Genomic DNA, 14,757 nt, shown 5'->3' with positions numbered 1-14,757 from the left:
AGAACGATATGCTCGATTCCAAACTGTTACGTACTCAACTTCAGGACGTAGCGGATCGCCTGGCGTCCCGTGGTTTTAAACTGGATGTGGCCCGTATTGAATCGCTGGAAGCTCAGCGCAAGGTTGTGCAAACCCGCACTGAACAGCTGCAGGCCGAGCGCAACACCCGCTCCAAGTCCATCGGGCAGGCCAAGCAACGCGGTGAAGACATTGCGCCGTTGATGGCCGATGTCGAGCGCATGGGCACCGAGCTGAGCGAGGGCAAGGTCGAGCTGGACAATATTCAGGCAGAACTGGATGCGCTGGTTCTCAACATCCCGAACCTGCCGCATGAATCCGTACCCGTGGGTGCAGACGAGGAAGGCAACGTCGAGGTTCGACGCTGGGGCACGCCTGCCCAGTTCGATTTCGAGGTCAAGGATCACGTCGCGCTGGGCGAAAAGTTCGGCTGGCTGGATTTCGAAACTGCTGCCAAGTTGTCCGGCGCGCGTTTCGCACTGCTGCGTGGACCGATTGCGCGCCTGCATCGTGCCTTGGCGCAATTCATGATCAATCTGCATGTCTACGAGCACGGCTACGAAGAGGCTTACACGCCTTATCTGGTCCAGGCGCCTGCGCTGCAGGGCACTGGCCAGTTGCCGAAATTCGAAGAGGACCTGTTCAAGATCTCTCGCGAAGGCGAAGCAGACCTTTATCTGATCCCGACCGCCGAAGTGTCGTTGACCAACATCGTCTCGGGAGAAATCCTCGACGCCAGGCAGTTACCGCTGAAGTTTGTCGCCCATACGCCGTGCTTTCGCAGCGAGGCTGGCGCATCGGGGCGTGATACACGCGGCATGATCCGTCAGCACCAGTTCGACAAGGTCGAGATGGTACAGATCGTTGCCCCCGAGACTTCGATGGAGGCCCTTGAGTCGCTCACCGGAAACGCGGAGCGTGTTCTGCAATTGCTGGAGCTGCCTTATCGCACGCTGGCGCTGTGCACCGGCGACATGGGCTTCAGCGCCGTGAAGACTTACGACCTTGAAGTCTGGATCCCGAGCCAGGACAAATACCGTGAAATCTCCTCGTGCTCCAACTGCGGGGATTTCCAGGCGCGTCGCATGCAGGCTCGCTGGCGCAATCCTGAAACCGGCAAGCCTGAGCTGGTTCACACGCTCAACGGCTCTGGGCTGGCGGTAGGTCGCACGCTGGTGGCGGTGCTTGAGAACTATCAGCAAGCCGACGGCTCGATTCGCGTTCCGGATGTGCTCAAGCCCTTCATGGGCGGTATCGAGGTCATTGGTTGAATGGAATTCCTGCCGCTGTTCCATAACCTGCGTGGCAGCCGAGTGCTTGTGGTCGGCGGCGGTGAGATTGCCTTGCGCAAGTCCCGGCTGATCGCTGAGGCCGGGGCTGTCATCAGAGTCGTCGCGCCAGAGATCGAGAGCCAGTTGCGTGAACTGGTCGTTCAAAGTGGCGGTGAGCTGATTCTGCGTGGCTACCACGAAGATGATCTGGATGGCTGCGTACTGATTATTGCCGCAACCGATGATGAGCCACTCAATGCCCAGGTTTCTCACGATGCCAGGCTGCGTTGCGTGCCGGTCAACGTGGTGGACGCACCGGCACTGTGTACTGTGATCTTCCCGGCTATTGTCGACCGCTCGCCGTTGGTGATCGCGGTGTCCAGTGGTGGTGATGCGCCGGTATTGGCCCGTCTGATTCGCGCCAAACTGGAAACCTGGATTCCCTCTACGTATGGCCAGTTGGCCGGGCTGGCTGCGCGTTTTCGTCATCAGGTCAAAGGCCTGTTTCCGAATGTGCAGCAGCGCCGCGCATTCTGGGAAGATGTTTTCCAGGGTGCGATTGCCGATCGTCAGCTTGCAGGGCAGGGTGCCGAGGCCGAGCGTTTACTGATCGCCAAGATCGCAGGTGAGGCGCCGCCGGAAACCGGCGAAGTCTATCTGGTAGGTGCCGGTCCCGGTGATCCTGACCTGTTGACGTTCAAGGCGTTACGTCTTATGCAGCAAGCGGATGTTGTGCTGTATGACCGTCTCGTCGCGCCGACCATTCTCGATCTGTGTCGGCGTGATGCAGAGCGGGTCTATGTCGGCAAGCGTCGCTCGGAACACGCGGTTCCGCAGGACCAGATCAATCAGCAACTGGTTGCACTGGCCAAGCAAGGCAAGCGCGTGGTGCGATTGAAGGGCGGCGATCCGTTCATCTTTGGTCGGGGTGGCGAGGAAATCGAAGAGCTGGCTGCCCATGGTATTCCGTTTCAGGTTGTTCCGGGCATCACTGCTGCCAGCGGTTGTGCGGCTTACGCAGGTATTCCGCTGACTCACCGCGATCATGCTCAGTCGGTTCGCTTCATTACCGGTCACTTGAAAGACGGCACCACGGACCTGCCCTGGTCTGACCTGGTCGCGCCGGCTCAGACGCTGGTGTTTTACATGGGCTTGATTGGTTTGCCAGTGATCTGCGCGGAGTTGATCAGGCATGGTCGTTCGGCCGATACGCCTGCTGCTCTGGTTCAGCAAGGCACCACTACCAATCAGCGCGTGTTTACCGGCACGCTCGCGAACTTGCCGCAATTGGTGGCGGAGCATGAGGTTCATGCTCCAACACTGGTAATTGTCGGCGAAGTGGTAAAACTGCGTGAAAAACTGGCATGGTTCGAAGGCGCCCAGGCAACTATCTGAGCGCTCAATGGATAGCCCGTCGGGGCTATCCATCCTGTTCTTCATATCGCGATGCTACTTGTTCCAGACGCCTTGGCCCGAAAGACGCTCGCGGTCATGGCTGCCTTCCAGATTCAACGCTGGCCCCTTGGGAATGATCCCGGTCGGGTTGATGGTGCTGTGGCTGGCATAGTAATGACTCTTGATGTGTTCAAGATTCACAGTCTCCGCAACGCCCGGCCATTGGTACAGTTCGCGCAGCCAGTTGCTGAGGTTCGGGTAGTCCGCAATGCGCCTCAGGTTGCACTTGAAGTGGCTGTAATACACGGCATCAAAGCGCACGATGGTCGTGAACAAGCGTACATCGGCCTCGGTCAGGTGTTCGCCGGCCAAATAACGTTTTTCGCCCAACAGCTTTTCCAGTTCATCCAGTTCGGCAAACACGTCGTCGAATGCGGCTTCATAGGCGCTTTGTGACGTCGCGAAACCCGCTCGATAAACCCCGTTGTTGACGTTGGGATAGATCTGCTCGTTGAGCTCATCAATGCTTGCTTGCAGCGACGCCGGGTAAAAATCCAGATGATTGCCGGTCAGTTCGTCGAACGCCGAGTTGAACATGCGGATGATTTCTGCCGACTCGTTGCTGACAATGCGTCGCTGTTGCTTGTCCCACAGGACAGGCACGGTGACGCGTCCCGTGTAGCGGGCATCGTCAGCGGTATAGCGCTGATGGAGAAACTGCAGATTATCCAGCGAGTCGCCGCTGGAGCCTTTCTGCTGGTCAAAAGTCCAGCCGTCCTCTCGCATCAGCCAACTGACCACCGAAACGTCGATCAGGTTTTCCAGGCCTTTAAGCTTGCGCAGGATCAGCGTGCGGTGCGCCCAAGGGCAAGCGAGCGACACGTAGAGGTGGTAGCGGCCAGCCTGGGCTGTAAAACCGCCTTCGCCCGAGGGCCCCGGCTTGCCGTCGACGGTGACCCAGTTGCGGCGTTGGGCGTTCTCGCGTTGAAATGCGCCGTCTTTGCTGCTCTCGTACCACTGGTCATGCCAGCGTCCTTCAATCAGAAGGCCCATGCGTGACTCCCATTTCCAGGTTGAAACAACTTGGAGATCAGTCTGATCGCATCAGTTCGACCGAAAGACGCAAACAGTGGCTGATTTTGATCGGATCAGCAGATCAGTCACGCCTGCTTGTCGCGACGCTCCCAATAAACAGCTGCTTGCTCAAAGGCTTCTTCGCGCGGGACACCCAGGCCGCGCAGGGCCAGCGCAATGGTCGAAAGCAATGCCAGTTGCGGGTAGCTGTCTTCAATCTCTCCGCGCCACAAGGCCAGTAGTTGCTGGGGATCGAGTGTTGCCGGTTTGACGTGGCGACGAGGCGAGAGGGCCGGCCACTCCTCATCCCACGGCTGGCCGCCTGTGGTGCCGTACAGATGGCTGATGGTGTCAGGGTTGATCTCGATTTCTCCGCCGTCACCTTTGACAACGATGGCGTTGTCGCCCAGCAGACTGCTGGCGTCGCGATGCACGCTTTGGTAGCCGGGATGGAAAATACTCTGCAAGCCACAACGCGCCTGCAATGGGTTGAGAATCCGCGCCAGCGAGTGAATCGGCGAGCGCAGGCCCAGCGTATTGCGCAGGTCGATCATGCGCTGGAGCTGCGGCGCCCAATCCGACAGCGGTATGAACGCCAGATTGCCCTGCGCAAGGGCGGTCTCGACCTGTGACCAGTTACGGCACAGCGGGATGTTCAGCAGATCCAGCAATTGTTCGGTATACAGACGCCCGGCGGTATGCGCTCCGCCCCCGTGCAGCAGGACCTTGACGCCGTTTTGCGCCAAGCATTTGGCCACCAGCAGATACCAGGGCAAATGACGCTTCTTGCCTGCGTAAGTGGGCCAGTCGATATCAACTGACAGTGGCGGTGCATCAAGACGCTCACGCACCGCCTCAGTGAACCCCGCCAGCTCTTCAGGGCTTTCTTCCTTGTGACGCAGCAACATGAGAAACGCGCCGAGCTGGGTGTCTTCGACCTTTTCATCAAGCACCATGCCCATGGCTTCGCGGGCTTCTTCACGCGTGAGGTTGCGTGCGCCACGTTTGCCCTTGCCCAGAATGCGAACGAACTGAGCGAAAGGGTGTTCTGCTGGCGTTTCGGTGACGAGAGGGGCGTATTCGTTCATATGCAATTGGTCGGCTTTGGCAGGCCCGCCAGCTTGGCGGCAAGTTTGGCGGGGGTGCCATTGAACAGGCGGTTGAGGTGCATGCTGTTGCCTTTTTCGACACCCAGCTTCAAGGCAGTGTATTTGATCAGCGGGCGCGTTGCCGGGGATAGCTGAAACTCGGCATGGAAGGCCCTGAGCAACTGCAGAATTTCCACATGATCTTCGCTCAAAGGGATACCTTCGCGGGCAGCCAGGGCGTGAGCAACATCCATGGTCCAGTCGTTCAGGTCCTTGAGAAACCCGTCCTTGTCCAACTCAAGGGTGCGCTCGGCGACGATCAACTGTGTCATAGCCAGGTATTGACCTTTTCAAAGCGGATCGACAGCTCGACGAACCCTGGGTAATCCACGCTGACGAAGCCGGCAGGCAAAGCAAGATTGCGTGCTTTGAGATCTTCGTCCAGCACATACAGCGCTTCCAGCCCTGACTGCCGCAGTGTCTCGAGGGCGGCGCTGGCAGGCATCAGCGCATATGAGGCGTCGCCGCAGAGCAGAATGCCGTCGCTAGGCCCGAGCAGGCGAAGACAGCTGCCGAGACGTGTGTCGGTGAAGGGGGAGTGGGAAAGAACATGCAGTGTGCTCATCAGATTGTCATTACCTGGTCGTAGCGCTCGAACAGCGCAGAGAGTTCGGACTGGCCTGTCAGAGGTCGGATCTCTTCGCTGACAACGTCGGCCGGTACGCCTCGCTCTGCAAGACTTTGCTGGCATACGTACAGGTCTTCGACACCAAACATCGACAGCGCCTTGAGATTGGCGGTCAGGTCTTTCTGTTCAAGTACAGCCGCAACCTGCTGTGGTAGCAGCTGCAGAACACCGTCATCCAGAAACAGGACGCCGATGGGCAGATCGAATGCGCCGCCAGCCAGCACGATGTCCAGCGCTTCTCGAGCGCCGGGGCCAGACCAGGGTGACTGGCGGCTGACGATCAAAAGTGATTTGGGCATCTCAAGGTCCTCCGAAGCAAATCAGTCGGTCGGCTGCTTGCACCGCATCGTGCAACTGACCAAGGCCCGATAATTCCCAAGGCTGCAGCAAGTTTGCCGACGGGCGCTGATAACGCTCGGCTTCTTCAGCATTGAGCACGCCACGACGCAGAGCTGCGGCGATACACACCACGCCGTCAAGCTGATGCTCGTCAATAAAGTCGCGCCACAGCGCTGCCATATCCTGTTCGTCCTGCGGCATCACCGCATTGGCGGACGCGCTGTGTACACCATCCTGATAAAAGAACAGCCGAACAATCTCGTGTCCACCCGCCAGCACTGCCTGGGCAAACAGCAGCGCACGTCGCGAGGAAGGCGCATGGCCTGCGGAAAAAAGGGAAATGGCGAATTTCATTATCGGCTCTGCCAGCAAAACATGCGTAATGATAAAGAGTTCAGCGCTGAGCGTGTGAGTTTGCCGCGCGCGATGATCGCCAGCCAGCCTTCGCTGCAGGGTTCCGGATTATCCGCAGTGACGACTCGCAGGGCTTTGGGGCGAGGATGTGAGTCTCTCTGCGGCGCGGTAGGCGACGCGTATTATCAAACCCCAGAAACGACAAAGCCCTGAAAGATCAGGGCTTTGCGTTACCAAATATGGCGGAGGCATAGAGATTCGAACTCTAGGACCTGTTACAGTCGGCAGTTTTCAAGACTGCTGCCTTAAACCACTCGGCCATACCTCCACTTGTATTGCGGGCGCCATAATACCGGAATGAAACACGCTGTCAAACTCTGTGGCTAGCCAGTTGCAGCGTCTCTGTTATGATCTTTGCAACTCAACATTTCAACAGTAAGGAGTTTCGCCATGCGCGAACAGGATTACACCCTTAAAACAGGCATGCAGGCCGACCAGCTAGAGGTTAGTCGTGTCCTGCGCAACACGTACGGTCTACTGGCGCTCACCCTCGCATTCAGCGGTGTAATGGCGTTCGTGGCGCAGCAGATGCGTGTCGGCTATCCGAACATCTTCGTGGTGCTGATCGGCTTTTATGGCCTGTTCTTCCTCACCGCCAAACTGCGTGATTCGGTCTGGGGTCTGGTTTCCACATTCGCACTGACCGGTTTCATGGGTTTCCTGCTAGGCCCTATCCTCAACCGTTATCTGGGCATGGCAGGCGGCGCTGAAGTCGTCAGTTCCGCATTTGCCATGACCGCGCTGGTGTTTGGTGGTCTGTCGGCTTACGTGCTGATGACCCGCAAGGACATGAGCTTCCTGGGTGGCTTCATCACCGCAGGCTTTTTCGTCCTGCTGGGTGCGGTTCTGGCGAGCATGTTCTTCCAGATCAGCGGTTTGCAGTTGGCGATCAGCGCAGGTTTCGTACTGTTCTCGTCGGTCTGCATTCTGTTCCAGACCAGCGCCATCATTCATGGCGGCGAGCGTAACTACATCATGGCGACGATCAGCCTGTATGTATCGATCTACAACCTGTTTATCAGCCTGTTGCAGATCTTCGGCATCATGAGCCGTGATGACTGATGACGCGCTTGCGGTGCCTTGGCTGAAGGCGGTCTGGATACGAATGTAGCAACGATATAAAAAATGCCCCGGCTTGTCGGGGCATTTTCGTTTCTGGCGCTCCGGAAGTATGACCAGCATCTGGCATTTTTTTCCTGACCGATCAGTCATTTTTATCAAGGTCCCCGTAACGTAGAGCCATGCTGATCGGGCTTTTGCGCGTGTTCAAATTATTTTTAGGCTTCTTCCCCTTTTGTTTGTAGGCACTTTCCCACAATGGGCGATTTGGCATCATTGTTACGCTATGGACACCCTATTTCCTGATGTGTCAGTTTGGTTACGCTTCAACAGCGAGTGACAGGACTCTCTCGCTACAGAGAGGGCGGCTGGCTCATTAATCTGTTCAGTGTGTAGACAAGGATGTGACATGTCTAAAGTCGTAGAAACTCCGGCAGCGGCCGTTCAATTGGCGGCCACTGCAAGTAACGCGTTCACTCAGATTGATTCGTTTGCTCACGCCTACGACCGTGGCGGCAACGTCACCATCAACGGCAAACCCTCTTACTCGGTCGATCAGGCCGCCGATTATCTGCTTCGCGACGACGCGGCCTGGGTGGATCGTGATGGTAATGGGGTCATCAATCTCACTTACACCTTCCTGACGGCAAAGCCTTCCACGTTCAACAACTCGCTGGGGACGTTCAGTGAGTTCAATGCTCAGCAGAAAGCTCAGGCCGTTCTGGCCATGCAGTCCTGGGCCGATGTTGCCAAGGTCACGTTCACGCAGTCTGCTTCAGGCGGTGATGGTCACATGACATTTGGCAATTACAGCGACGGCAGCAGCGGCGGCGCTGCATTCGCCTATCTGCCAAGCGGCAGCCGTTACGATGGCCAGTCCTAGTACCTCACCAACAATTCTTACACCGTCAACAAGACCCCCGATAACGGCAACTACGGTCGTCAGACTCTGACCCACGAGATTGGTCATTCTCTGGGGCTGTCACACCCTGGCGATTACAACGCTGGGGAGGGCAACCCTACCTACAGCGACGTGACGTACGCGCAGGACACTCGCGGCTACAGCGTGATGAGCTACTGGAGCGAGTCCAACACGGGTCAGAGCTTTGTCAAAGGCGGCTCGCCGACTTATTCCTCGGCACCGCTGATGGACGACATTGCGGCTATCCAGCAGCTTTACGGCGCTAATATGGCTACCCGTGCCGGCGATACTGTGTACGGATTCAACTCCAATTCCGGGCGCGATTTCTACAGTGCAACGTCTGCCTCTTCCAAAGTGGTGTTTTCGGTGTGGGACGGCGGAGGCAAGGACACACTGGATTTCTCCGGCTTTACTCAGAACCAGAAAATCAATCTCAACGCAGCATCCTTCTCCGATGTGGGCGGCATGGTGGGGAATGTCTCGATCGCCAAAGGTGTCGTGATCGAAAACGCCATCGGTGGTTCGGGTAACGATTTGCTGATTGGCAATGGGGCGGCCAACATTCTCAAAGGCGGTGCCGGTAACGACATTATCTTCGGTGGCGGCGGTGCTGACCTGCTCACCGGCGGTGCGGGCGCTGACATCTTTGTGTTCAGTGCTGCTTCGGACTCCAACCGTGCAGCGCAGGACACCATTCTTGACTTCGTCAGCGGTCAGGACAAGATAGATGTTTCAGCCATTTCCTCACTGACGGCGTTGCAGTTTGTCAATACCTTCAGTGGCAAGGCAGGTGAAGCGATACTGAGCTACAACCAGAGCAGAAACGTTGGCGGTCTTGCCATCGACTTTTCGGGCCAGGGGCAGGGAGACTTTTCAATTGCGCTGGTAGGGCAGGCGACTGCCACCGATATTCTGGTTTAACCCCTTAGAGGATGGGCGGCTCAAGCGAGTCGCTTATGCTCTGGACGGTAATCATCATGAAATTCAATCATCCTTCGTTACTCAAACGGGCTGTGTTTGCATCGTTGGCGGGGGCTTGTGGAGTCAGTATGGCGATGAGCTTGAAGCTACAGAGCTCTGCGGAGCTCAGCGGCAACTGGCGGCTGTTCGTTCAGTCTCGGGCGAGTGAGTTCTGTGAACTGCATCTTGCCACTCAAACGCCTGAACTGAGTGGCGATTTTGCCTGCGCTTCAGCTTGGCTGAGCAGCACGCCAGCGGGCTGGTTTCCCACGCCAGATGGCCTGGCTTTTACCCGGCAGGATGGCTCCGGACTGGTCCACTTCAGTCGTCTGGGTGATCAACGTTATCAAACGCGTTTACCCAACGGCGACCTTCTGAACCTGGAGCGAGTCGCCGAATAAGCGCTCTTTGCGGCGCTCAGCCATTTTCAAATCGTTTCAACGAAAAAGCCGACAGATCCACATCGCTCGTTCCGCGGATACAGCGTTGAGCCAATGCCAGCCCCAGCCCCAGCCCTGCGGAATGCTTGAAACCATGCCCTGAGCAAGCAGAAACCACTGTCACATTTTTCAGCTGTGGATGGTCGTCAATAATAAAATGGTGATCCGGCGTGACGGTGTAGGCGCAGACCGATGATTTGACGACGGTGGGTGTGAGGCCTGCAACCTTGCCAACTACCTGGGCTTGAAACATGTCCAGACCTTCCTGCGAGGTGATTGTGCGGTCCAGTGCGGCGGCTGACGTTGCCTCCAGATACTGTTCGGTCGCAATTTTCATGCTGCGCTCGCCAGGCAAAGGCGGGAAACCGTAGCTGTGGTCTGTTTCGCCCGGTCCATGGGTCAGGATGAAGCTGGGCGATACCCGCGCAAAAGCGGCGTTTTCCTGCAGTTCGAACCAGAACAGCTTTTGTCGACAGACTCTCAGCAGTCGATTGAAAGGTGCGCCCAGCAGTTCGGATGACCACATACCTGCGCTCACCACCACTTTGTTGGCGATGATCGCTCCGTGGTCGGTGATGATATGGACCTTATCGCCATGGGTTTGCAGGCGAATGACAGTTTCATTTGTCCGTATACGTGCGCCATGCAGTTGCGCGAGCCTTGACTGTGCAGCGATGCATCGCTCCGGCCTTACGTAGCCGCCACCGGGTTCGAAATAGCCAATGGCCGAGCTCAGGGTTGGCGAAAACTGCGGGAATCGCTCACGAATGGCGGCTGCTGATAGCACTTCGTGCTCCACGCCGTACTCGCGAGCCAGTGCGATCGTTCTGTGGGTGAAGTCGTCCGGATTGTGAGGGTCGTAGTCGGGGCTTGATGTCATCACCAGTACGCCGCATTGCTCGAACAGCGATTCGCCGGTCAACGCTTCAAGCTCTCGCCAGATGCGGTGCGAGTCGCGCACCAGCGGCAGGTATTGCGAACCTTCGCCTACCGACAACCGTGTGATACGTGTGTCACCGTGGCTGGATCCCTGTGTGTGGGGTGGGTGGTGCCTGTCCACACCGATGACGTCTACTCCGGCGCTGGCCAGTTGATAAAGGGTGGCAGCACCCATTGCTCCAAGCCCAAGGACTGCTACCTCGCAGCGTTGCTCCATAAGTCGGTCTTCCCGCAAAAAGTGTCCATTTCAGCGCCAGGCTTGCCGGCCATCAACAGCCAGTTTCGCATATCGATATGCCTTGATGCTGACAGGCGAAGGGCGGAAAAAAATTGCATCGGCTTGAAGATTTTTGACTTGCACTCCTCAGCATTTATAAGTGCCGAAATTCGTCAAAAGTTGTCCACGGAAATCGTGGGTATGTCTGTGGGTAACTTTTTGAAACCCTTGTTCTGCGTGGTCTCCAGCGGTGTGGTTATTTTATGAACAGCGCTTGTTTCAGAACTCGATAGTGCCGTTTGCTGGCGTGTAAAACACCGATTTCTGCGCGATGGCGGGCACAAAATGGAAATTTATTTTTGGTCTGCTGCTGGCTTTTTGAGCGCCAAGCGGTGTCCGGATTCGTCAGCGTCCGCTGTCGCCCAAAGCAGGCCCGAAGGTCTTGAATCCTGTTGAGGGACTGAAGCACGCGCAAAAAAAACGGCGCGTCCCTTATCGGGTCGCGCCGCTTTGATGTCCGCTTTCAGCCGTTACACGACAGGCTGATCACTCCACTCGCCGTTCACGAGGCGACGCAGGCCCAGTGGGTTGGCGTTTTGCAGCGCTGGCGGCAACAGGCTGTCTGCCTGGTTCTGATAGCAGACCGGGCGCAGGAAGCGATCGATTGCCAGAGTGCCGACCGATGTGCCGCGTGCATCCGAAGTCGCCGGGTATGGGCCGCCGTGAACCATGGCTTCACACACTTCAACGCCGGTCGGATAGCCGTTGACCAGAATACGGCCGACTTTTTCTTCCAGCAGCGGTTGCAGCCAGCTGTACTGGCTCAGGTCATCCGGTTCGCCAATCAGCGTCGCGGTCAACTGGCCGCGCAAGGCTTGCAGCGCGTCTTTGAGCTGTGCATCGTCGGCAACTTCGATGATCAGCGTAGTTGGACCGAAGACTTCTTCCTGCAACAGTTGATCGCCATTGAGCAGCAGGCTGACATCCGCCTTGAACAGCTGGGCCTGAGCCTGTTTGCCTTCCTGCGGTTTGCCCGCCAGGTGTGTTACGCCCGGGTGCGACAGCAAGTGCTCGACGCCTTTGCTGTAGCTGCGCAGGCCGCCGGCATTGAGCATGGTCTGAGGTGCCTGACCGCCCATTTGTTCAGTCAGTTGCTCCAGGAATGCCGAGAAGGCAGGCGAGCGCAGGCCGATCACGACGCCAGGGTTGGTGCAGAACTGGCCTGCGCCCATGACCACCGATGCGGCCAGTTCCTTGGCCACGGTCTCGCCGCGTGCCGCCAGTGCGCCCGGCAACAGAACGACCGGGTTGATGCTGGACATCTCGGCGAATACCGGGATTGGTTGCGGACGCTCTGCGGCCATTTTGCACAGTGCGTTGCCGCCGTTCAGCGAGCCAGTGAAGCCGACTGCCTGGATAGCCGGATGCTTGACCAGACCCTCGCCAACGCCGTTGCCGAAGATCATGTTGAACACGCCTTTTGGCATCTGGGTGCGCTCAGCCGCGCGGATGATTGCGCTGGCGACCAGGTCGGCAGTCGCCATGTGACCGCTGTGCGCCTTGAACACAACCGGGCAGCCGGCCGCCAGTGCTGCAGCGGTGTCACCGCCTGCAGTGGAGAACGCCAGCGGGAAGTTACTGGCGCCGAACACGGCAACCGGGCCTACGCCGATGCGATACTGGCGCAGGTCGACGCGTGGCAGCGGCTTGCGGTCTGGCAGGGCCAGATCGATACGCGCGCCTACGAAGTCACCGCGACGCAGGACCTTGGCGAACAGACGCATCTGGCCGCTGGTACGGCCACGTTCACCCTGGATGCGCATTTGTGGCAGCGCCGTCTCCTGGCAAACGATGGCAACGAAATCATCGCCCAACTGATCCAGTTCGTCGGCGATCGCATCGAGGAACTCGGCACGGCGGGCCGGGCTCAGTTGACGGTATTCAGGGAATGCAGCTTTGGCAGCCTGGGCTGCGGCGTCAATTTCGCCGTCTGTGGCTTGATGAAAGCTGTACGGCAGTTCTTCGCCAGTGGTGGCGTCCAGGCTTTTCTGCAGGCTTTGGCCCAGGGCGCTGCGGCCACCAGCGATGAAGTTCTGGCCGAGAATGTTAGGCATCGGTATCTCCTGTTGTTTTGACGTTGGAGGCGGGCGCCGAGAGTGTCGGGGCTTACGCTCCTTGTGGGTTGCCGAGTTGCTTTACGGATTGTGCAGGTTGCGGCACTTGAAAGCAGGCCGACAATCGTTGTTCATGAATCAGTGGGCAGTCATCGTACAACCTGACTCGCTGCCGACGCAACTGCCGGACGGTGTTTGCTCACTGCCAGTAACCCTCGAAAGGCAGTCGCTTCTATTTATAGGCAAGCTTTGGTGAAGCCATGACGATAGCCGATGTTTATGACCCTTCGAGCGTTCGAAGTGCTTCGAGCACCTGACGCATGGCTCTGCTGACGGGCTTGTCCTGCCGCAGGACGATCCCTTGGGTTCGGCTCAGTCCCGGCGTCAGTGCATGGACTTGCAAACCACGACGATGATGCAGTGCCGCCACCGACATGCGCGGCACAATGCTGTAGCCCAGACCTGCCGCGACCATTTCCTTGATGGCCTCGATACTGCCCAGTTCCATCACAGGTTTGATGCGTATCCCGGCCTGTCCGTACCAATCGTTGATCAGCAAGCGCGTACCACTGCCAGCTTCGAACACCACCAGGGGCAGCGTGCTCAGGTAATGGGGTGTCAGTTGCTCCGGGATCGGTTGGTGGTCGTTGGCGAATATGGCGACGAACTCGTCCTTGAGCAATGGCGTCACGTCCAGGCTGCGGCCCGCAGCGGGCAATGTGACCAAAGCCAGATCAAGGCGGTTTTCTTCCACGGCTTTGAGCATGCCTTCGGTGTTGCCAGTGCTGACCCGTACGTCCAGTTGCGGAAACCGTTGGCGCAGCGCCTGGAGCATGGGTGGCAGAAGATGAATGCAGGCTGTGGCCCCGGTGCCTATGGCGACTTGCCCGGCAACGCCGCTGGCATGACTGGACAAATCCAGCAGTGCCTCTTCGACCACTGCATCGATGCGCAGAATGTGTTCCAGCAGCGTGGTGCCTGCTGAGGTCGGCTTGAGGCGTTTGCCTACACGCTCGATCAGCTGCAGGTTCAACTGACCCTCCAACTGGCGCACTTGCAGGCTGACCGCCGGCTGCGTCAGGTGCAGGTGCTCGGCCGCTGCCGAAAAACTGCCGTGCGCAATGACCAGCGAGAAGGTGTGCAGGTGATTGAGGTTGAGTCGGCGCATGTCAAAGTATTTCTTATGCTGTGGATGATAAATCATAGCTTTTTTAATGGATTGGCGAGCGGCATCATTGGGCTATTCACAGCCTTTTGTTCAGAGCCCTTAAATGAACCCGAACCTGACCCTGCGCGACGCTCGCGAAGACGATATGCCTACCGTGCAGGCGATCTATGCCGACCATGTATTGCACGGCATTTCCAGCTTCGAACTCGAGCCGCCCTGTGTTGACGAGCTGTTGCGCCGCCGGGCGAGTGTGCTCGATAACGGCCTGCCTTATCTGGTGGCCGAGCGTGACGGCGAGGTGGTCGGCTATGGCTACGTCACACCTTACCGGCCGCGCCCTGGCTACCGGTTTACGGTGGAAGACTCGGTGTATGTGCGTGACGGCCTGGGTGGTTTGGGCATCGGGCAGGCGCTGCTGGGCCAACTGGTGCAGCGCTGTGAGGAGGGTGGTTGGCGGCAGATGGTAGCGGTGATTGGCAATAGCGAAAACACGGCGTCGCTTCGTCTGCACGAACGTCATGGCTTTCGTCGCGTCGGGGTTTTCGAGTCGGTGGGTTTCAAGCATGGGCGTTGGGTCGATACTGTTCTGATGCAGCGGACGCTTGGCGACGGCTCGTGCAGTACGCCCTCTGAACGGGGGGTCTGATTCAC

The 14,757-nt window shown here is 57.9% G+C and carries 14 protein-coding genes, 1 tRNA gene and 1 pseudogene; 6 read left to right on the top strand and 10 right to left on the bottom strand.

The window, feature by feature from the left end:
- Positions 1-8 precede the first annotated feature (8 nt).
- Positions 9-1,289 carry a serine--tRNA ligase gene (gene serS / locus KDX37_RS18230; protein ID WP_231654104.1) on the top strand — a complete coding sequence of 427 codons (1,281 nt, stop codon included), beginning with the start codon at positions 9-11 and terminating at the stop codon, positions 1,287-1,289.
- Positions 1,290-2,684, top strand: a complete 1,395-nt coding sequence (cysG, locus tag KDX37_RS18225; RefSeq protein ID WP_231654103.1) for a siroheme synthase CysG — start codon at positions 1,290-1,292, stop codon at positions 2,682-2,684. It abuts the gene before it with no gap.
- 54 nt (positions 2,685-2,738) lie between these two features.
- Here the strand turns inward: cysG and KDX37_RS18220 are convergent, their stop codons facing one another.
- From KDX37_RS18220 to KDX37_RS18190, 7 genes are all read right to left on the bottom strand, one after another.
- Positions 2,739-3,737, bottom strand: coding sequence for a glutathione S-transferase family protein (locus KDX37_RS18220; protein WP_231654102.1), 999 nt, complete (start codon positions 3,735-3,737; stop codon positions 2,739-2,741).
- Between the two features lie 107 nt (positions 3,738-3,844).
- Positions 3,845-4,846 (bottom strand): glycosyl transferase family protein, encoded by a 1,002-nt coding sequence (locus KDX37_RS18215; protein ID WP_231654101.1) that lies wholly within the window; start codon positions 4,844-4,846, stop codon positions 3,845-3,847.
- On the bottom strand, positions 4,843-5,178 hold the full coding sequence (locus KDX37_RS18210; protein ID WP_231654100.1) for a TusE/DsrC/DsvC family sulfur relay protein: 336 nt from the start codon (positions 5,176-5,178) through the stop codon (positions 4,843-4,845). The genes KDX37_RS18215 and KDX37_RS18210 overlap by 4 nt, the downstream gene beginning before the upstream one ends.
- Positions 5,175-5,471: a sulfurtransferase complex subunit TusB gene (gene tusB / locus KDX37_RS18205; RefSeq protein WP_231654099.1), complete on the bottom strand. Its 297-nt coding sequence runs from the start codon at positions 5,469-5,471 to the stop codon at positions 5,175-5,177. The genes KDX37_RS18210 and tusB overlap by 4 nt, the downstream gene beginning before the upstream one ends.
- Positions 5,471-5,833 carry a sulfurtransferase complex subunit TusC gene (tusC, locus tag KDX37_RS18200; RefSeq protein WP_231654098.1) on the bottom strand — a complete coding sequence of 121 codons (363 nt, stop codon included), beginning with the start codon at positions 5,831-5,833 and terminating at the stop codon, positions 5,471-5,473. The genes tusB and tusC overlap by 1 nt, the downstream gene beginning before the upstream one ends.
- 1 nt (position 5,834) lies before the next feature.
- The gene (gene tusD, locus KDX37_RS18195; protein WP_231654097.1) at positions 5,835-6,227 is read right to left on the bottom strand and encodes a sulfurtransferase complex subunit TusD; all 393 of its coding nucleotides are present in this window, start codon (positions 6,225-6,227) and stop codon (positions 5,835-5,837) included.
- 240 nt (positions 6,228-6,467) lie between these two features.
- Positions 6,468-6,555: transfer RNA gene (locus KDX37_RS18190), tRNA-Ser, on the bottom strand.
- A 122-nt stretch (positions 6,556-6,677) separates the two neighbouring features.
- On the opposite strand from KDX37_RS18190, the gene KDX37_RS18185 reads away from it, so the two are divergent.
- From KDX37_RS18185 to KDX37_RS18175, 3 genes and pseudogenes are all read left to right on the top strand, one after another.
- A complete protein-coding gene (locus tag KDX37_RS18185) occupies positions 6,678-7,349 on the top strand; it encodes a Bax inhibitor-1/YccA family protein (protein WP_231654096.1) in 672 nt (223 codons plus the stop codon).
- Between the two features lie 406 nt (positions 7,350-7,755).
- Positions 7,756-9,189, top strand: a pseudogene (locus tag KDX37_RS18180) (serralysin family metalloprotease).
- Positions 9,190-9,245: 56 nt separating this feature from the next.
- Positions 9,246-9,629, top strand: coding sequence for an AprI/Inh family metalloprotease inhibitor (locus KDX37_RS18175; RefSeq protein ID WP_406642716.1), 384 nt, complete (start codon positions 9,246-9,248; stop codon positions 9,627-9,629).
- A 16-nt stretch (positions 9,630-9,645) separates the two neighbouring features.
- On the opposite strand, the gene solA is transcribed toward KDX37_RS18175, so the two are convergent.
- The 3 genes from solA to KDX37_RS18160 all read right to left on the bottom strand — a co-directional run bounded on the left by solA (position 9,646) and on the right by KDX37_RS18160 (position 14,106).
- Entirely contained in the window at positions 9,646-10,824 is a 1,179-nt protein-coding gene (gene solA / locus KDX37_RS18170) for an N-methyl-L-tryptophan oxidase (RefSeq protein WP_231654094.1), read from the bottom strand.
- 530 nt (positions 10,825-11,354) lie between these two features.
- Positions 11,355-12,938, bottom strand: a complete 1,584-nt coding sequence (locus KDX37_RS18165; RefSeq protein WP_231654093.1) for an aldehyde dehydrogenase (NADP(+)) — start codon at positions 12,936-12,938, stop codon at positions 11,355-11,357.
- A 277-nt stretch (positions 12,939-13,215) separates the two neighbouring features.
- The gene (locus KDX37_RS18160; RefSeq protein WP_231654092.1) at positions 13,216-14,106 is read right to left on the bottom strand and encodes a LysR family transcriptional regulator; all 891 of its coding nucleotides are present in this window, start codon (positions 14,104-14,106) and stop codon (positions 13,216-13,218) included.
- 103 nt (positions 14,107-14,209) lie between these two features.
- Between KDX37_RS18160 and KDX37_RS18155 the strand changes: the two genes are divergently transcribed.
- Entirely contained in the window at positions 14,210-14,752 is a 543-nt protein-coding gene (locus tag KDX37_RS18155; protein ID WP_231654091.1) for a GNAT family N-acetyltransferase, read from the top strand.
- Positions 14,753-14,757: the final 5 nt, after the last annotated feature.

It is taken from the genome of Pseudomonas californiensis, from assembly GCF_021147775.1.
Taxonomy (GTDB): domain Bacteria; phylum Pseudomonadota; class Gammaproteobacteria; order Pseudomonadales; family Pseudomonadaceae; genus Aquipseudomonas; species Aquipseudomonas californiensis.
This window is presented reverse-complemented; position numbering and strand designations above follow the sequence as displayed.